The organism is Pseudomonas proteolytica (assembly GCF_007858275.1).
GTDB lineage: Bacteria > Pseudomonadota > Gammaproteobacteria > Pseudomonadales > Pseudomonadaceae > Aquipseudomonas > Aquipseudomonas proteolytica.
This window is the reverse complement of the sequence record NZ_VFEV01000044.1, coordinates 33,915-51,216: the sequence shown is the minus strand read 5'-3', so window position 1 is coordinate 51,216 and position 17,302 is coordinate 33,915. Positions and strand designations below refer to the sequence as shown.

The 17,302-nt window shown below is 61.0% G+C and carries 18 protein-coding genes; 11 read left to right on the top strand and 7 right to left on the bottom strand.

The window, feature by feature from the left end; all coding sequences use genetic code 11:
• Positions 1–345 (top strand): hypothetical protein (locus tag FIV38_RS30130; protein ID WP_211368511.1); only part of this gene is annotated, 345 nt, incomplete at its 5' end.
• A 111-nt stretch (positions 346–456) separates the two neighbouring features.
• Here FIV38_RS30130 and FIV38_RS25450 read toward each other — a convergent pair.
• On the bottom strand, positions 457–1,950 hold the full coding sequence (locus FIV38_RS25450; RefSeq protein WP_070994359.1) for a CoA-acylating methylmalonate-semialdehyde dehydrogenase: 1,494 nt from the start codon (positions 1,948–1,950) through the stop codon (positions 457–459).
• A 74-nt stretch (positions 1,951–2,024) separates the two neighbouring features.
• On the bottom strand, positions 2,025–3,374 hold the full coding sequence (gene aptA / locus FIV38_RS25445; protein ID WP_029297539.1) for an omega-aminotransferase AptA: 1,350 nt from the start codon (positions 3,372–3,374) through the stop codon (positions 2,025–2,027).
• A 125-nt stretch (positions 3,375–3,499) separates the two neighbouring features.
• Between aptA and FIV38_RS25440 the strand changes: the two genes are divergently transcribed.
• From FIV38_RS25440 to FIV38_RS25415, 6 genes are all read left to right on the top strand, one after another.
• Positions 3,500–4,420 (top strand): LysR family transcriptional regulator, encoded by a 921-nt coding sequence (locus FIV38_RS25440; protein ID WP_029297541.1) that lies wholly within the window; start codon positions 3,500–3,502, stop codon positions 4,418–4,420.
• A gap of 86 nt (positions 4,421–4,506) precedes the next feature.
• Positions 4,507–5,901 (top strand): uracil-xanthine permease family protein, encoded by a 1,395-nt coding sequence (locus FIV38_RS25435; protein ID WP_092233235.1) that lies wholly within the window; start codon positions 4,507–4,509, stop codon positions 5,899–5,901.
• 87 nt (positions 5,902–5,988) lie between these two features.
• Complete coding sequence (locus FIV38_RS25430; RefSeq protein ID WP_029297545.1) at positions 5,989–6,648, top strand: TetR/AcrR family transcriptional regulator; 660 nt, start codon at positions 5,989–5,991, stop codon at positions 6,646–6,648.
• Between the two features lie 13 nt (positions 6,649–6,661).
• Positions 6,662–7,243, top strand: a complete 582-nt coding sequence (locus FIV38_RS25425) for an IMPACT family protein (protein ID WP_029297547.1) — start codon at positions 6,662–6,664, stop codon at positions 7,241–7,243.
• Positions 7,244–7,289: 46 nt separating this feature from the next.
• Complete coding sequence (locus FIV38_RS25420; RefSeq protein ID WP_029297549.1) at positions 7,290–7,976, top strand: SDR family oxidoreductase; 687 nt, start codon at positions 7,290–7,292, stop codon at positions 7,974–7,976.
• 335 nt (positions 7,977–8,311) lie between these two features.
• Entirely contained in the window at positions 8,312–9,667 is a 1,356-nt protein-coding gene (locus tag FIV38_RS25415; RefSeq protein ID WP_092233233.1) for an 8-oxoguanine deaminase, read from the top strand.
• Here FIV38_RS25415 and FIV38_RS25410 read toward each other — a convergent pair whose 3' ends face one another.
• A complete protein-coding gene (locus FIV38_RS25410) occupies positions 9,668–10,756 on the bottom strand; it encodes a calcium:cation antiporter (RefSeq protein ID WP_092233230.1) in 1,089 nt (362 codons plus the stop codon). It lies immediately after the preceding gene.
• A 194-nt stretch (positions 10,757–10,950) separates the two neighbouring features.
• On the opposite strand from FIV38_RS25410, the gene FIV38_RS25405 reads away from it, so the two are divergent.
• A complete protein-coding gene (locus FIV38_RS25405; protein WP_029297554.1) occupies positions 10,951–11,904 on the top strand; it encodes an adenosine deaminase in 954 nt (317 codons plus the stop codon).
• Positions 11,905–12,007: 103 nt separating this feature from the next.
• Here the strand turns inward: FIV38_RS25405 and FIV38_RS25400 are convergent, their stop codons facing one another.
• Both FIV38_RS25400 and FIV38_RS25395 read right to left on the bottom strand, forming a co-directional pair.
• Positions 12,008–12,706, bottom strand: a complete 699-nt coding sequence (locus FIV38_RS25400; protein WP_092233226.1) for an ArsR/SmtB family transcription factor — start codon at positions 12,704–12,706, stop codon at positions 12,008–12,010.
• 134 nt (positions 12,707–12,840) lie between these two features.
• Positions 12,841–13,770: a LysR family transcriptional regulator gene (locus tag FIV38_RS25395; RefSeq protein ID WP_092233223.1), complete on the bottom strand. Its 930-nt coding sequence runs from the start codon at positions 13,768–13,770 to the stop codon at positions 12,841–12,843.
• A 122-nt stretch (positions 13,771–13,892) separates the two neighbouring features.
• Between FIV38_RS25395 and FIV38_RS25390 the strand changes: the two genes are divergently transcribed.
• Together FIV38_RS25390 and FIV38_RS25385 are read left to right on the top strand one after the other, a co-directional pair.
• Entirely contained in the window at positions 13,893–14,906 is a 1,014-nt protein-coding gene (locus tag FIV38_RS25390) for a zinc-binding alcohol dehydrogenase family protein (RefSeq protein ID WP_092233220.1), read from the top strand.
• A 149-nt stretch (positions 14,907–15,055) separates the two neighbouring features.
• Entirely contained in the window at positions 15,056–15,235 is a 180-nt protein-coding gene (locus tag FIV38_RS25385) for a hypothetical protein (RefSeq protein WP_029297561.1), read from the top strand.
• A gap of 8 nt (positions 15,236–15,243) precedes the next feature.
• On the opposite strand, the gene FIV38_RS25380 is transcribed toward FIV38_RS25385, so the two are convergent.
• Positions 15,244–16,437, bottom strand: coding sequence for a multidrug effflux MFS transporter (locus FIV38_RS25380; protein WP_029297563.1), 1,194 nt, complete (start codon positions 16,435–16,437; stop codon positions 15,244–15,246).
• 86 nt (positions 16,438–16,523) lie between these two features.
• Entirely contained in the window at positions 16,524–16,721 is a 198-nt protein-coding gene (locus tag FIV38_RS25375) for a heavy-metal-associated domain-containing protein (protein WP_029297565.1), read from the bottom strand.
• Positions 16,722–16,867: 146 nt separating this feature from the next.
• Between FIV38_RS25375 and FIV38_RS25370 the strand changes: the two genes are divergently transcribed.
• Positions 16,868–17,248, top strand: coding sequence for a hypothetical protein (locus FIV38_RS25370; protein WP_092233217.1), 381 nt, complete (start codon positions 16,868–16,870; stop codon positions 17,246–17,248).
• The last annotated feature ends 54 nt before the right edge of the window (positions 17,249–17,302 follow it).

Here is a 17,302-nt window from a genome sequence, read left to right as displayed (position 1 = left end):
CTCCACAAGCACCCACACGAATTGCTTGATTCAGTTGTTAAAGAGCGGTTGGTTAAGATCTTTCGTCTCAACCGAGGCGCGCATTCTACAGCAGCCTCATTTGCTGTCAAGTGGTTATTTTCAGAAGTTTTCGAGGATTTTCTCAACAACTTCAACCACTTGCGCTTCCGATCTCTCGTTAGCGGGAGGCGAATTCTACAGCGTTACACGCTGCTGTCAACACCTCTTTTTCAACTTCCTTTTGGCTTCGATGAACTGAAGCAACTTACTGTCGAATCTCGCATAACTCATTGTTTACCAAGGAGTTTTCCGTTTCGACTGCGCCGGAAGTGGGGCGAATTATAGACAGATATAATTCGCCGTCAACCGTTACTTTCACATTTCTGTCATATCGATCAAAACAGCCCAGAAACGCAAAGGCCGGCCCCAAGGGGCCGGCCTTCTGCTCATCCAACCTTACAAACTAGGGAAGGCAAACTGCGACGCTTCATGGCTGGCACGCTGCGGCCAACGCTGGGTGATCGCCTTGCGACGGGTATAGAAACGCACCCCGTCCGGCCCATAGGCGTGCAAGTCGCCAAACAGCGAACGCTTCCAGCCGCCAAAGCTGTGATAAGCCACCGGCACCGGCAATGGCACGTTAACCCCTACCATGCCCACTTCAATCTCGTCACAGAACAGGCGCGCAGCTTCACCATCACGGGTGAAGATACAGGTACCGTTGCCATATTCATGGTCGTTGATCAGTTGCATCGCCGCTTCCAGGCTGTTCACCCGGACGACGCATAGCACTGGGCCAAAGATCTCTTCTTTATAGATGCGCATCTCGGGCGTCACGCGATCAAACAGGCAGCCACCCAGGAAGAACCCGTCTTCATTCCCGGCAACGCTCAGGCCACGCCCATCGACCACCAGCTCAGCGCCCGAAGACACACCATCTTCTATATAGCCGCTAACCTTGTCCCGCGCCTGCGCAGAGACCAGTGGCCCCATGTCCAAGCCACAGGAAGTACCTGCACCAATCTTCAGTGCCTTGACCTGTGGTACCAGCTTGGCAATCAATGCATCCGCCACCTGGTCACCCACGCAGACCGCCACCGAGATCGCCATGCAACGCTCGCCGCAGGAGCCATAGGCGGCCCCCATCAAGGCGCTTACGGCATTATCCAGATCCGCATCCGGCATCAGCACCGCATGGTTCTTCGCCCCGCCCAGCGCCTGTACACGCTTGCCGCGCTTGGTCGCTTCGGAATAGATGTACTCGGCAATCGGCGTCGAGCCCACAAAACTCAAGGCCTTGACCTCAGGCGCCTCGATCAGCGCATCCACCGCGCCCTTGTCGCCATGGACCACACTCAACACACCTTTGGGCAAACCGGCTTCCTGCAACAGTTGGGCAATCAGCAGCGTCGAGCTTGGATCGCGCTCCGATGGCTTGAGGATGAAGCAGTTACCGCAGACGATCGCCAGTGGATACATCCACAGCGGCACCATGGCCGGGAAGTTGAACGGCGTAATACCGGCCACCACGCCCAGCGGCTGGAAGTCGGACCAGGCATCAATGTTCGGGCCGACGTTACGGCTGTACTCGCCCTTGAGGATCTCCGGCGCCGAACACGCGTACTCGACGTTCTCGATCCCGCGCTTCAACTCACCGGCAGCATCTTCCAGGGTCTTGCCATGTTCTTCGCTGATCAACTGCGAGATACGGGCTTCGTTCTGCTCCAGCAATTGCTTGAAACGAAACATCACCTGGGCACGCTTGGCCGGCGGCGTATTGCGCCAGGCCGGGAATGCGGCCTTGGCCGAGTCGATAGCCTGTTGAATGGTTTCACGGCTGGCCAATGGCACCTGATGAATCACCTGGCCAGTAGAAGGGTTGTAAACGTCGGCGCTGCGACCGCTGTCGTTGACCAGTTCGCCGTTGATCAAATGCTGGATAAGGCTCATGCAAGGCTCCTGAAAAGTTGTCCACAGGCGCGACACGCGTCGCGCCAGGCTGTTGTTCTATATAGAAGGAGAAATCAGTCGATCTTGTTCAGCACTTCGCCGACGGCATCGAACAAGCGATCCAGGTCCTGCGGCTTGCTGTTGAAGGTTGGGCCGAACTGCAGGGTGTCGCCGCCAAAGCGCACATAGAACCCGGCCTTCCACAACGCCATGCCCGCTTCGAATGGACGCACGATCGCATCCCCATCACGCGGGGCGATCTGGATCGCACCGGCCAGGCCGTAGTTACGGATGTCGATCACGTTCTTGCTGCCCTTGAGACCATGCAGCGCATTCTCAAAGTGCGGTGCGACTTCGGCCACGCTCTGCACCAGGTTTTCCTTCTGCAGCAGATCCAATGCCGCCAGCCCGGCCGCGCAGGCTACCGGGTGGGCCGAGTAGGTGTAGCCGTGTGGGAATTCCACCGCGTACTCAGGCGTCGCCTGGTTCATGAAGGTCTGATAGATCTCGCTGCTGGCAATCACTGCCCCCATCGGGATCGCACCGTTGGTGACCTGCTTGGCGATGCACATCAGGTCCGGCGTCACACCGAAGCTATCTGCACCGAACATCGAGCCGGTACGACCAAAGCCGGTGATCACTTCGTCGAACACCAGCAGGATATTGTGCTGGTCACAGATCTCACGTAGCCGCTTGAGGTAGCCCTGCGGCGGTACGAGCACCCCGGCCGAGCCTGCCATCGGCTCAACGAACACCGCAGCAATGTTTGACGCATCATGCAACTCGATCAGCTTGAGCAACTCGTCAGCCAGGGCAATACCACCCAGCTCCGGCATGCCGCGGGAGAAGGCATTGCTCGCCAGCAGCGTGTGGGGCAGGTGATCGACATCCATCATCGCCTGGCCAAAAATCTTCCGGTTGCCGTTGACGCCACCCAGGCTGGTACCGGCGATGTTCACCCCGTGATAACCACGGGCACGCCCGATCATCTTGGTCTTGGTCGCCTGGCCCTTTAGGCGCCAGTACGCACGCACCATCTTCACTGCTGTATCGGCGCACTCGGAACCGGAGTCGGTGAAGAACACATGGTTCAGATTGCCGGGGGTCAGATCGGTGATCTTTTCCGCCAACTGGAAGGACAAAGGATGGCCGTATTGGAAGCCCGGCGAGTAATCCAAGGTGCCAAGTTGTTTGGCGACGGCTTCCTGGATTTCCTTGCGGGTGTGCCCCGCGCCGCAGGTCCACAGGCCCGACAACGAGTCGTACACCCGACGCCCCTTGTCATCGATCAACCAACTGCCTTCGGCCCCCACGATCAGACGCGGGTCGCGCTGGAAGTTGCGGTTGGCGGTGTAAGGCATCCAGTGAGCATCCAGCTTCAGCTGGCTGGCCAGGGTGGATGGGGCGTTTTCGGGCATGTTCATCAGCAAAACCTCGCAGGGCAAAAGGCAGCGTCGGGATTGAAAAGCGTTGTTGCAGCTAAATTGCCACGGGGATAAAGTCTGGGAAATGCAACTCTTCTAACCTTAAGTCAGGCTTTTACTAAACTATGAGCAGCCGCCGACCCGACCCGCTGGCCCAAGTGAGCGACTTCGATATCCGCCTGTTGCGCATCTTCCGCAGCGTGGTGGAGTGCGGAGGCTTCTCGGCGGCGGAAACCGTGCTGGGCATTGGTCGCTCTGCGATCAGCCAGCAAATGAGCGATCTCGAGCAGCGCCTGGGCCTGCGCCTGTGCCAACGCGGGCGCGCCGGTTTCTCCCTGACGGAAGAAGGCCGGGAGGTCTACCAATCGGCCCTGCAACTGTTAAGTGCGCTGGAAAGTTTCCGCACCGAGGTCAACGGCCTGCACCAACACCTGCGCGGCGAACTGATCATCGGCCTGACCGATAACCTGGTGACCCTGCCCCATATGCGCATCACCCATGCACTGGCGCAGTTGAAAGAGCGCGGCCCCGACGTGCAAATCCAGATCCGCATGATCGCCCCCAATGAAGTTGAGCAAGGCGTGCTCGACGGGCGCCTGCATGTCGGCGTGGTCCCCCAGGCCAGCGCCCTGTCGGGCCTGGAATACCAACCCCTGTACAGCGAGCGTTCGCTGCTCTACTGCGCGGTGGGCCACCCGCTGTTTTACGCCGACGACAAACAATTGGACGATCAACGCATCAACAGCCAGGACGCCATCGCACCGACCTTCCGCCTGCCCGCCGATATCCAGGCCCATTATCAGGCGCTCAACTGCACCGCCAGCGCGTCCGACCGCGAAGGCATGGCCTTCCTGATCCTTACCGGGCGCTATATCGGCTACCTGCCCGATCACTACGCCAGTCTGTGGGTACAACAAGGCCGACTGCGTGCGCTGAAACCACCTACACGCTTTTACGATTTAAGCCTGGCTTCGGTCACGCGCAAAGGCCGCCGCCCTCATTTGGTGCTGGAAAGCTTCCTCGAAAGCCTGGCCGCGACCCGCTGATACGGGCTCCCCACAAAACCTGAGCAAGTGGACAGCTTTTTGCAAGGCACAGGGACCATGAACCGTCAGCCCTGAGTCCACATGCCATGCCACCAGAATCCTCCAGCGCCAGCGACCTGATCTACGGTCTCAACGACCGCCCCAAACCACTGCCCGCCTTGCTCGCAGCACTGCAACATGTGCTCGCCAGCTTCGTCGGCATCATCACCCCGCCACTGATCATCGGCTCCACCCTGGGCCTGGCCGCCCACCTGCCCTACCTGATCAGCATGGCGTTGATGGTTTCCGGTGTCGGCACCTTCATCCAGGCGCGTAGGCCGTTTGGAATTGGCGCGGGGATGATCTGCCTGCAAGGCACCAGCTTTGCCTTTCTCGGCGCGGTCTTGTCAGCGGGTTTCCTGGTCAAGCAGCGCGGCGGCAGCCCGGAAGACATCCTGGCGATGATTTTCGGCGTGTGCTTTTTCGGCGCGCTGGTGCAGATCGTGCTGAGCCGTTTTATCGGCCAATTGCGCCGGGTCATCACGCCGCTGGTGACCGGCATTGTGATTACTCTGATTGGCATCAGCCTGATCAAAGTGGGCATCACCGACCTGGGCGGCGGCTTCAATGCCCCGGACTTTGGCGCGCCGACCAACCTGGCCCTGGGCCTGTTCGTGGTGCTGACGATTATCCTGCTCAACCGTTCGGATACGCCGTGGGTACGCCTTAGCGCGATCATCATCGGCCTGGTACTGGGCAGCCTCGCTGCATGGTTCAGCGGCAAACTGGTACCCCAGCCCCTGCCCGACCTGCCCTTGATCAGCCTGCCGACACCGTTCCGTTTTGGTTTCAACTTCGACTGGAGCGCCTTCCTGCCGGTCGCGCTGATTTATCTGATCAGCAGCATCGAAACCGTGGGCGACCTCACCGCCAACTGCATGATCGCCCGCCAGCCCATCAGCGGCCCTTCCTATATAAGCCGGCTCAAGGGCGGCGTGCTCGGGGATGGCGTCAGCTGCATGATCGCCGCCACCTTCAGCGCCTTTCCCAACACCACCTTCGCCCAGAACAACGGGGTGATTCAGTTGACCGGCGTCGCCAGCCGCTATGTGGGGCTATACATAGGCGTGGTGCTGTTTTGTCTCGGGCTGTTTCCGCTGATTGGCGCGGTACTGCAGCAAGTCCCCAAGCCGGTGCTCGGCGGCGCGACCCTGGTGATGTTCGGCAGTGTGGCCGCTGCTGGCGTGCGCATCCTGGCCCAGGCCCCGCTGGACCGACGCAGCATGCTGATCATCGCCACCTCGTTTGGGGTCGGCCTGGGCATCGCCGCGCAACCGAATTTGTTGCACCTGATGCCAACCCTGGTGCAAAACCTGTTCGACTCGGCCATCACCAGCGGCGGGCTGACGGCAATTGTGCTGTGCCTGATCCTGCCGGAATCCAAGACCGAAACGCGCGCCGCAAATCCACTCGTGGAAAACGACACACTGGAACCGCTTTGACGCTTTTATCGTATCGGGACTTGTCTGAGGCTTGAGGGTGGGTTATCTGTGCAGCAATCGCATTCATCGATCTGCACGGAAACCTCCATGAGCCTCGAAGTTCCTGCCCACAACAGCCACGCCGGAAAACCCGCCAGCCGCATTCGACAAAAGAACGAACAAGCGATCATCCAGGCCGCCGAAGACGAATTCGCCCGGCACGGCTACAAAGGCACCAGCATGAACACCATCGCCGCGAGTGCCGGGCTGCCGAAGGCCAACCTGCATTATTACTTCACCAACAAGCTGGGGCTGTACATCGCGGTGCTGAGCAATATCCTCGAACTGTGGGACAGCACCTTCAACACCCTCACCGCCGAGGATGATCCCGCCGAGGCGCTGACCCGCTATATCCGCACCAAGATGGAATACTCGCGACGCCAACCACAGGCCTCGCGGATTTTCGCCATGGAGATCATCAGCGGCGGCGAATGCCTTACCGAATATTTCAGCCAGGACTACCGCACCTGGTTCAGCGGCCGGGCCGCGGTATTCCAGGCCTGGATCGATGCCGGCAAGATGGACCCCGTGGATCCGGTACACTTGATCTTCCTGCTGTGGGGCAGCACCCAGCATTACGCCGACTTCGCGACCCAGATCTGCCGCGTGACCGGGCGCACCAAGCTGACCAAGCAGGACATGGAAGACGCTGGCAGCAACCTCATCCACATTATTCTCAAGGGCTGTGGCATCAAGCCGGCCCTCTGAACGAAGCGACCCGATGCCTTTCACCCTTACGGGCTTTTGTGAATTTCGCGAAGAAATCCGCAAAAGCCGCTTCATCACCTTTGCTGCACCGATTACCAGCCCGCAAGACGCCCAGGCGTTTATCGAGCAGCACAGCGACCTCAACGCCACGCATAACTGCTGGGCCTGGAAACTGGGCGGGCAATACCGCAGCAACGACGACGGCGAACCCGGCGGCACCGCCGGGCGCCCGATCCTGGCCGCCATCGAGGCCCAGGGGTTTGACCAGGTCGTGGTGCTGGTGGTCCGCTGGTACGGCGGCATCCAACTGGGCACCGGTGGCCTGGCCCGCGCGTATGGGGGCGGCGCCAATAAATGCCTGCAAAACGCCGAACGGGTCGAGTTGATCAGCCGCGTGCCCTTGAGCTGTGCCTGTGGTTTTGCTGAGTTGCCGCTGGTAAAGCTGCGTGTCGCCGAACTGGGCGGCCTGGTCCTGGAAGAAACCTTCACCGCCAACGGCGTGGAGCTGCAACTGGCACTCGGCGAAGCCCATATCGACACCCTGCAATCGCAGTTGGCCGACCTGAGCCGTGGGCGAATCCTGCTGCAACGTTGAACCTGATAATGTTGTTCACTGAACCTCGACGCCAAAGGAAGCCTTCATGTCTACGCCAAAAACCGCATTGATCATCGGCGCCTCGCGCGGGCTGGGCCTGGGCCTGGTCAAGCAATTGCTCCTGGACGGCTGGGATGTGACCGCCACCGTGCGCGATCCAAGCAAGGCCGATGCCCTGAAAGCCGTGGGCCCGGTCCAGATCGAGAAACTCGACATGGACGACCAGCAGGCCGTGATCGCCCTGAGCCAGCGCCTCAAGGACCGCACCTTTGACCTGCTGTTCGTCAACGCCGGCGTCAAGGGCCCGGCCATCCAGACCCCAGGCCACGCGACCCAGGCCGAAGTCGGCCAACTGTTTTTCACCAACGCCGTGGCGCCGATCAACCTGGCCCAACGCTTTGCCCCGCAGATCCGCCAAGGCAGTGGCGTACTGGCATTCATGAGTTCGGTACTGGGCAGCGTAACCATGCCCGATGCGCCGGACCTGGCGCTGTACAAGGCGAGCAAAGCCGCGCTGAACTCCATGACCAACAGCTTTGTAACGCAATTGGGCGAGCAGAAGTTGACCGTACTGTCACTGCACCCGGGGTGGGTCAAGACCGATATGGGCGGCGAAGGTGCCGACCTCGATGTGGAGACCAGCGTGCGCGGCCTGATTGCCCAAGTGAACGCCTACACCGGCAAGGGCGGCCATCACTTCGTCAACTACAAGGGCCAGACCATTCCCTGGTAAGACTGTAGCGATGTTGTGGCGAGCGGGCTTGTTGTGGCGAGCGGGCTTGCCCCGCGCTGGGCTGCGCAGCAGCCCCAATAAGCTCACCGTATTTTTTCAGACACACCTCGGCGCCAGGTTTCAGGGCTGCTACGCAGCCCAGCGCGGGGAAAGCCCGCTCGCCACGACAAGCCAACTTGCCACAACACACTCACTCACCACCGATGAGCGGTGGATAGACCCCACCGCTCACTCCACGTAAACTTCCCTCCTCGCCCTTACCGGCGACCCTGGATCAGCAGACAGGGCAACACTGAGCTGGCAAACCTGAACCCATCATTCAGAGGAGCCGGCCAATGCCTGCGACCCGTATCTGGTTAAAAAACCCTCTCGCGATCTTCACCGCCAATGCCCTCGATGCCCGTGGCGGCCTGGTGCTGCAAGACGGCGTGATCGTCGAAGTGCTCGCCCTCGGCCAACAACCGAGCATGGCCTGCGAACAAACCTTCGACGCCCGCGAGCATGTGATCCTTCCCGGCCTGATCAACACCCACCATCACTTCTACCAAACCCTGACCCGCGCCTGGGCGCCGGTGGTCAACCAGCCGTTGTTCCCCTGGCTGAAAACCCTGTACCCGGTGTGGGCACGCCTGACCCCGGAAAAACTCGCGCTGGCCAGCAAGGTCGCCCTGGCAGAATTACTGCTCTCGGGCTGCACCACCGCCGCCGACCACCACTACCTGTTCCCCGACGGCCTGGAAAATGCGATCGACGTGCAAGTCGACAGCGTGCGCGAACTGGGCATGCGCGCCATGCTCACGCGCGGTTCCATGAGCCTGGGCGAAGCCGACGGTGGGCTGCCGCCGCAGCAGACCGTGCAGCAGGGTGAAGTGATCCTCGAAGACAGCCAGCGCCTGATCAAGCGCTACCACGAGCGCGGCGACGGCGCGCAAATCCAGATCGCCCTGGCGCCCTGCTCGCCGTTCTCGGTCACCCCCGAAATCATGAGCGCCAGCGCTGAACTGGCCAACCAGCTCGACGTACGCCTGCACACCCACTTGGCCGAAACCCTCGACGAAGAAGACTTCTGCCTGCAACGCTTCGGCTTGCGCACCGTGGACTACCTCGACAGCGTCGGCTGGCTCGGCCCACGTACCTGGCTGGCCCATGGCATTCACTTCAACCCCGATGAAATCGCCCGCCTGGGCGCGGCCGGCACCGGGATTTGCCACTGCCCAAGCTCCAACATGCGCCTGGCCTCCGGCATCTGCCCGACCCTGGACCTGATCGCCGCTGGCGCGCCGATTGGCCTGGGCGTCGACGGTTCAGCCTCCAACGATGCGTCCAATATGATCCTCGAAGCACGCCAGGCCCTGTATATCCAGCGCCTGCGCTACGGGGCGGAAAAAATCACCCCTGAAGGCGTGCTGGGCTGGGCCACCAAAGGCTCTGCGCAACTGCTCGGCCGTAGCGACATCGGCGAGTTGGCCGTAGGCAAACAAGCTGACCTGGCGCTGTTCAAGCTTGATGAGCTGCGCTTCTCCGGCAGCCACGATCCTGTTTCAGCGCTGCTGTTGTGCGGCGCCGACCGCGCGGACCGGGTGATGGTGGGCGGCAAGTGGCGGGTGATCGACGGGCAGATCGAAGGCATGGACCTCAAGGGCCTGATCGCCGATCACAGCCAGGCGGCGCGGCAGTTGATTGCCGGCTAGCTACACACCCAGCAGCGACAACATGATAAAGGTCGCAAACAGCACAAAGTGGGTCATCCCTTCGATGGCGTTGGTTTCGCCATCGTTGAGGTTGATCGCGCTGACAATCAGCGTGATAAACACCATCACTGTTTGCACCGGTGTCATCGCCATCTGAAACGGCTGGCCGGTGTACAGCGCCATCGCTTCCATCACCGGCACAGTCAAGATCACCGTCGACAACGAAGCCCCCAGCGCGATGTTGACCACCGACTGCATGCGGTTGGCCAACGCTGCGCGCAACGCGGTCAGTATCTCCGGCGCGGCAGAAATCGCTGCCACCAGGATCGCCGTGATCACCGGCGGCGCACCCGTGCCCTCCAGGCCAAGGTCCAGGGTCTTGGACATCACTTCGGCCAATGCGCCAATCACCACCACGCCAAACACCAGGGTTGCGATGGAGAATGTCAGGTTGACCGGCGACGCCTGTTCTTGCGGCAGCGTCTTGCGACGTTTTTCCGGATAGCTGTAGCTGAAGAAGTAACTGTGTGGCCCCACCTGCATACGCAGAAACAATGCATACAGCACCACCATCGCGCCAATGGTGAAGGCCGAGTAGATTTTCCAGTCGGCCTCGGGGATGAATTCCGGCACCACCATGGACACACCCATGGCGGTCAGGATCATCACGCTGTAGGTCCGCGCCGAATCATCGTTGTAGGACTGCTCGCCATGCTTGATGCCGCCCATCAGCGCGGCCAGGCCGAGGATGCCGTTGATATCCAGCATCACCGCCGAGTAAATCGTGTCGCGCACCAGGGTCGGCGACGCCTCGTTGCTCATCATGATCGCCAGGATCACCACTTCCACCAGCACTGCCGCGAGGGTCAGGATCATCGTGCCGTAGGGGTCGCCCACCTTTTCGGCGAGCAATTCGGCGTGATGGGCCACGCGCATCGAAGCCATGACAATAAAGCCGATCAGCACCAGGCCACCGAGCAGCGCCGTGGCCTGCCCACTGTGCAGCAGCCAGTGTTCCAGCGGGTAGGCCGCAATGGCGGCGATCAGCGCCAGCCACATGAATTTTTCTTGCTTGAGGGATGTGAGCATTGCGGGCCTTTTCGAGCGGCGATTCAGTCATTGATGGGGTACAGACTGCAGCGAATCGCTAACGTTTCGTTACACCTTAGTTCATTCACCCACTGGCACAGGCACGAAGAATGCTTACCGCTCGGTCAGGTTTTACCGATTATTTGCGCCCTGGCCTGTAGAATGTCGCCATTGCACCTGATGAGAACGCACACATGTACGACTGGCTAAACGCCCTGCCCAAGGCTGAACTGCACCTGCACCTGGAAGGTTCGCTGGAGCCCGAGCTGCTGTTCAGCCTGGCCGAACGCAACAAGATCGCGCTGCCGTGGAACGACGTCGAGACCCTGCGCAAGGCCTACGCCTTCAACAACCTGCAGGAGTTTCTCGACCTCTATTACAAGGGCGCCGATGTATTGCGCACGTCCCAGGACTTCTACGACCTGACCTGGGCCTACCTGCTGCGTTGCAAGGCGCAGAACGTGATTCATACCGAGCCGTTCTTCGACCCGCAGACCCACACCGACCGTGGCATCCCTTTTGAAGTAGTGCTCAATGGCATCGCCAGCGCGCTCAAGGATGGCGAGCAGCAACTGGGTATCACCAGCGGCCTGATCCTAAGCTTCCTGCGCCACCTGAGCGAAGAAGAAGCGCAAAAAACCCTCGACCAGGCGCTGCCGTTCCGTGATGCGTTTGTCGCCGTGGGCCTGGACAGCTCGGAAATGGGCCATCCACCGAGCAAGTTCCAGCGCGTGTTCGATCGCGCCCGTGGCGAAGGTTTCCTGACCGTTGCCCATGCTGGCGAAGAAGGCCCGCCGGAATACATCTGGGAAGCCCTCGACCTGCTGAAAATCCAGCGTATCGACCATGGCGTGCGCGCCATCGAAGACGAGCGCCTGATGCAGCGGATCATCGACGAGCAGATCCCCCTGACCGTGTGCCCGCTGTCCAATACCAAGCTGTGTGTATTCGACGACATGGCCCAGCACAACATCCTCGACATGCTCGAGCGTGGGGTGAAGGTCACGGTGAACTCCGATGACCCGGCTTACTTTGGCGGGTATGTCACCGAAAACTTCCACGCGCTGCACACCTCCCTGGGCATGACCCAGGACCAGGCCAGCCGCCTGGCGCAAAACAGCCTGGATGCACGCCTGGTCAAGCCCTGACCCCTCCCTGTAGGAGCGAGCTTGCTCGCGAAGGACGCCAACGATAAAGCGTACATCCTGGATGAACGCGGCGCCTTTGAATTGTTCGCGGGCAAGCCCGCTCCTACACAGCTGCCATCCGGGCAATTTCCAGGCGTCCGGTCTCGGTAACCTGCAGTGCGCTCGACTCACTGATCGTCTGCAACCAGCGCGACTGCATGAACAACTGCAACAACCCTGCCCCCAACGCCCCCCCCAGGTGCGGCTGCTGTTCGCTCCAGTCATAACAATCGCAAGCCATCGTCGCGTAACTCTGGTGGGCCAGGGCCTGGGTAAAAATGCCATGCTCGGCCAAATGGCGTGCGCCCAAGGGGGTCACGTGGATCCGTTGCTCGAAGCGTTCAATCCACTTCGCCAACACCATGCGTTGATAAAGTGCCGCGGCCATTTCCCCGCCCAGGTGGTCATGGCAGAGCCGTGCCTGACGCAACAACGCGGGCGCCAGCAATACCGCGACCGACCGGCTGGGCGCACTGCGCGCCACACTGGCCATTGTGGTACTGGCCAATGCATCGATGGCTGCGGCCACATCCGCCGCCGCCATGCGGAAGAAGCGCTTGCGCCCCCGGGCTTCAATACGCAGCAACCCGCCCGCCGCCAACCGCGCCAAATGCGCATTGGCCGATGACGCTGACAACCCGGCCAGCATCGCCAGCTCCTCGGACGGCTTGGCCGAACCGTCCATCAACGCCCAGATCATTGCAGTGCGCTTGGGGTCTGCCAGCAAGGTGGCGATCTGGCTGATGCAAGGTGCCTGTTCCATGTACTCACTCCCTGTTGAATCGTTGGTCTGCTCCATTTCGCGCAAAAGTATAAGTGTGTGGGCAGCAGATTCCGTGGCGTCCTACCGCCAAATCAGCGACAGCAGCTGCCTGAAATTTCCTGAAATCCCTGAGGTTATTGCGTAGTTCCCCTGCGTTCGGGCAATTGCGCGCTCAACTTCCCACAACGTGCCACAAGCATTTCACGCAAGAGGTTGATCGGTTTACTCAATTGCGCGCGATGGGCACACAGCAGATTGAGCGGTGTGCGTTCACCCTGCAGCTCGGGCAAGAGCAACTGCAGGCGACCAGCCAGCACATCGGCGCTGACATCCAGCCAGGACTTGTAGGCAATGCCCACCCCGGCCACGGCCCAGCGCCGCACCACATCCGCATCGTCACTGAAACGGTCACCGCTGACAGTCAGGCTGATTTCCCGTTTGGCGTCCTGAAACCGCCAATGGTCGTGCACCCGGCTGCCGAGCATATAGAGCAGGCAATTGTGCTGGGCCAGTTCTTCCAGATGGCGCGGCTCGCCATGCCGGGCCAAGTAGCCGGGCGCTGCGCACAGTACCCGACGATTGTCCGGCGCCACCGGCAACGCCACCAGGCTCGAATCCTCGGGTTCGCCATAACGCAAGGCTATATCCACCGGTTGGCGGAACAGGTCGGCGATCCGGTCGCCCAGCAGCAGGCGCACGCTCAATTGCGGGTGCTCGCGCTGAAACTCGTCCAACCACGGCAGCAACAGGTTCCGTCCGAAGTCCGATGGCGCCGACAGCTGCAGGACGCCGCTGACATGATCCTGGCCGCTGGCCAGCAGGCGCCGGCCTTCATCCAGTTGGCTCAAGGCACCCCGGGCGTACTCTAGAAAGCCTTCGCCCTCGGCGGTCAGGCGCAGGCTGCGGGTGGAACGTGCCAGCAAGCGCGCGCCCAACTGTTGCTCAATGCGTTTCAACGCAGCACTGGCCACCGCTGCCGACATATCCATGACCCGTGCGGCAGCCGACAAGCTCCCCAAATCCGCCGCACGCACGAACAACTGCAAATCATCAAAACGCAGCATGAGCACCGCCCCGGGCAATTATCAAAAAAATATTGAAAGAGACTGCTCTTTTAGCGGGTTTTATCTGCAAGAGAAATAGCCAATGATCTACCCATCCCATTCCGTACACCCTGGAACTCGTCATGAAAGCCATCGCCTACTACGCCGCATTGCCGATCAACGACCCCAAGTCCCTGCAAGATGTGCAACTGCCTGAGCCGGTAGCCGGCCCGCGCGACCTGCTGGTGGAAGTCAAAGCCATCTCGGTCAACCCGGTCGATACCAAGATCCGCCAGAACGTCGCCCCGGAAAACGGCGCGGCCAAGGTGCTGGGCTGGGACGTGGCTGGCGTGGTCAAGGCCGTGGGCAGCGACGTCACCCTATTCAAGGTCGGCGACAAGGTGTTTTACGCCGGTTCCCTGACACGCCCGGGCGGCAACAGCGAGTTGCACACCGTGGATGAGCGCATCGTCGGCCATATGCCCCAGAGCCTGGGTTTTGCCGAGGCGGCCGCCCTGCCATTGACGGCCATCACAGCCTGGGAGCTGCTGTTCGAGCGCCTGCAAATTGCTGAAGGCCAGACCGATCAAGGCCAGAGCCTGCTGATAGTCGGCGCTGCCGGTGGCGTGGGGTCGATCCTTACCCAGCTGGCTGCGCAACTCACCGCGCTCAAGGTGATCGGCAGTGCCTCGCGCCCGCAAACCCAGGCCTGGGCCAAGGACCTGGGGGCTGATCTGGTGGTCGACCACAGCCGGCCACTGAGCGAAGAACTCAAGCGCGCAGGCCACCCACAGGTGACCCATGTTGCCAGCCTGACCCAGACCGACCAGCATCTGGACCAGTTGGTCGAAGCCCTCGCGCCCCAAGGCAAACTGGCCTTGATCGATGATCCCAAGTCACTGGACGTGCTCAAGCTCAAGCGCAAGAGCCTGTCGCTGCACTGGGAGTTCATGTACACCCGCTCGATGTTCGAGACCGCCGACATGATCGAGCAGCACAACCTGCTCAATCGGGTAGCCGAACTGATCGATGCCGGCACCCTGAAAACCACGGTGGGCGAACACTTCGGCCTGATCAACGCAGAGAACCTGCGCCGGGCCCATGCCCTGCTGGAAAGCGGCAAGGCCAAGGGCAAGATCGTGCTGGAAGGCTTCTAAGCCAAGGGCTCTGTCAGCACCGTCTGTTATCTCTGTAGGTAACGGACGGCACCGCTAGTCAGAGACTTGATCCTTGTCATATTTGTGAGCGTATTCGGGTTTATATTGGCCGCCTTTGCCACGCAATCTTTTACGTGAGGAAGTCAGCAATGAAGATCCTGATAAAAGCGTTAGCAAAATCCCAAGGCAACAAATGGCAGGTCCGCCTGGACCACGACGCCTTTACCTTCCGCACTGAAGCCGAGGCCCGCGCCTTCGCCAACACCCTGCAAAACCGCATCCAGGCGCCCCACCGCTTTCCCGAAAGCCAGCAGCGCGCTACTGGCTGAAAACGCCGTCAGACCTGCGCTTGCAAGGCTCGCTGCCGTTGCAGGCGCTGGGTCAACATGGCCACCACTACCGCCAACACCCCGCACAAGCTGATGACGATCGACATCGGCATGGCTGTGCCGTCGTGCAATGCGCCGACCAACGACGCTGCACCCGCGGCCACGCCAAACTGGATGCAGCCCAGCAGTGCCGACGCGCTGCCGGCCCGTGCGCCCTGGCCGTTCATGGCGCATGCCGAGGTGTTGGGCATGATGCAACCCAGGCTGGCAATACACAGGAACAGCGGCACCAGCAGCGGCCACAATGCTTCGGTATGCAAGGCACTGACCGCCAGCAACGCCAACGCCGCTGCGAGGTAGACCCACACCGTGCGGGTCAGCAGAAACGCCGGGCCGCGCTTGGACAGCAGCCGCGCGTTGACCTGAGCCACCAGGATAAAGCCCGCGGCATTGGTGCCGAACAGCCAACCGTAGTGCTCGGCCGGCACGCCATACAGCTTGATAAAGACGAAAGGTGAACCGGCGATGTAGGCAAACATCCCGCCAATTGCGATACCGCCAGTCACGGCATACCCCAGGTAGACCCGATCAGCCAGCAGCCGCCCGTATTGGCGCAACGCCCCGGACAGTGGCTGCCGAGGCTGATGGGCCGGAAAACTTTCCGGCAAGCCGACAGCCACCGCCACCCCGGCGCCGACACTGAATACCGTCAACGCGAGGAAGATCGACTGCCAGCCCCACAGGCTGACCATCACCCCACCGAGCATCGGCGCCAGGATCGGTGCCAGCCCGACCACCAGCATCAATTGCGAAAAAACCTTGGCCGAGCCCACCGCATCGCACTTGTCGCTGACCACCGCCCGGGAAATCACCATGCCCGCACACCCGCCCAGGGCCTGGACGAAGCGCGCACCGATCAGCCATTCCAGGGACGGCGCATAGGCGCACGCCAGGGAAGCCACGGTGAACAAAGTGACACCGCTCAACAGCGGGATACGCCGGCCAAAACGATCCGCCAGCGGCCCATAGATCAACTGACCGATCGCCAGGCCCGTGAAGTACACCGCCAGGGTCAGTTGGATATGTTTTTCGTCAGTGCCGAATGCCACGGCCATGGCCGGGAAGCCCGGCAGGTAAAAGTCGATGGCCAGCGGCGCAAATGCGCTCAAGGCCCCCAGAATAAGGATTATGCGAAGGTTCATCAGGCACCCGGTAGAGTCGGCAGCCCGACAGTCTAGCCGCGCTTGGGTGCCTTGAACATTACGTTAGCTCGCTACCTATTAAATAATCAGGCGAGCTTGGCGCTGTAGCCTTCTTCGCTGATCAGGCTGATCACTTCGTCCGGCGATAAACGACTTTCAACACCGACTTCCTTGGCGGCCAGATTCACATTCACACTGGCCGCCGGGTCCTTGGCCTGTACCGCTTGGGTCACGGCCCGAACGCAGTGGCCGCAGGTCATTCCTTCAACGCTGAATATTTGCATGACATGACTCCTTGAGTGAGGTTGCACCCAGTCTCATCCTTGCCACGATGGCAAGGTCAAGCGCTGAAAAAAACCGCCGGGCTGGTATTCCCTGGCGACGTCCGCCAAGCTGCAAGCATCCACGATTTGAAACCGGAGAATTCACCATGCGCTGGTCGTTTTTTGGCCTTGCCAGTCTGCTGAGCCTGTTCGCCGCCGTCCCCCAGGCCAGCGCCGCCGAGGACTACGCGGTGCTGATCGTATCCAGGGAGCGCCTGGAAGTGCCCACCAACTGCGAGATTGGCCTGTACGTCAATGACCAGTTGGCCGGGCGGCTGTTCCAGGAGCAGGCCACCTCGTTCAACTTCCCGGAAGGCAAGGTCTCGCTGCGTCTCAAGCTGCTGCCGGGCCAGGCTCCAGGCTGCCTGCCGGGGCTGTTGGCACCCAAGGCCCAAGAGATCACGCTGAAAGCCGGCGACGTACGCAAGTTGCGCATTGCCCAGGGCGCCGACGGCATGTACCTCAAGCCCGCCAAGCTCGGCTACTGACCGTTTTTGTAGGAGCGAGCTTGCTCGCGAAGAACGAAAACGATGACGCGTATT

Excerpts from the sequence above, each read along its gene's own strand:
- FIV38_RS25450 (WP_070994359.1), bottom strand. The coding sequence starts at position 1,950 with ATGAGCCTTATCCAGCATTTGATCAACGGCGAACTGGTCAACGACAGC.
- aptA (WP_029297539.1), bottom strand. The coding sequence starts at position 3,374 with ATGAACATGCCCGAAAACGCCCCATCCACCCTGGCCAGCCAGCTGAAG.
- FIV38_RS25440 (WP_029297541.1), top strand. The coding sequence starts at position 3,500 with ATGAGCAGCCGCCGACCCGACCCGCTGGCCCAAGTGAGCGACTTCGAT.
- FIV38_RS25435 (WP_092233235.1), top strand. The coding sequence starts at position 4,507 with ATGCCACCAGAATCCTCCAGCGCCAGCGACCTGATCTACGGTCTCAAC.
- FIV38_RS25430 (WP_029297545.1), top strand. The coding sequence starts at position 5,989 with ATGAGCCTCGAAGTTCCTGCCCACAACAGCCACGCCGGAAAACCCGCC.
- FIV38_RS25425 (WP_029297547.1), top strand. The coding sequence starts at position 6,662 with ATGCCTTTCACCCTTACGGGCTTTTGTGAATTTCGCGAAGAAATCCGC.
- FIV38_RS25420 (WP_029297549.1), top strand. The coding sequence starts at position 7,290 with ATGTCTACGCCAAAAACCGCATTGATCATCGGCGCCTCGCGCGGGCTG.
- FIV38_RS25415 (WP_092233233.1), top strand. The coding sequence starts at position 8,312 with ATGCCTGCGACCCGTATCTGGTTAAAAAACCCTCTCGCGATCTTCACC.
- FIV38_RS25410 (WP_092233230.1), bottom strand. The coding sequence starts at position 10,756 with ATGCTCACATCCCTCAAGCAAGAAAAATTCATGTGGCTGGCGCTGATC.
- FIV38_RS25405 (WP_029297554.1), top strand. The coding sequence starts at position 10,951 with ATGTACGACTGGCTAAACGCCCTGCCCAAGGCTGAACTGCACCTGCAC.
- FIV38_RS25400 (WP_092233226.1), bottom strand. The coding sequence starts at position 12,706 with ATGGAACAGGCACCTTGCATCAGCCAGATCGCCACCTTGCTGGCAGAC.
- FIV38_RS25395 (WP_092233223.1), bottom strand. The coding sequence starts at position 13,770 with ATGCTGCGTTTTGATGATTTGCAGTTGTTCGTGCGTGCGGCGGATTTG.
- FIV38_RS25390 (WP_092233220.1), top strand. The coding sequence starts at position 13,893 with ATGAAAGCCATCGCCTACTACGCCGCATTGCCGATCAACGACCCCAAG.
- FIV38_RS25385 (WP_029297561.1), top strand. The coding sequence starts at position 15,056 with ATGAAGATCCTGATAAAAGCGTTAGCAAAATCCCAAGGCAACAAATGG.
- FIV38_RS25380 (WP_029297563.1), bottom strand. The coding sequence starts at position 16,437 with ATGAACCTTCGCATAATCCTTATTCTGGGGGCCTTGAGCGCATTTGCG.
- FIV38_RS25375 (WP_029297565.1), bottom strand. The coding sequence starts at position 16,721 with ATGCAAATATTCAGCGTTGAAGGAATGACCTGCGGCCACTGCGTTCGG.
- FIV38_RS25370 (WP_092233217.1), top strand. The coding sequence starts at position 16,868 with ATGCGCTGGTCGTTTTTTGGCCTTGCCAGTCTGCTGAGCCTGTTCGCC.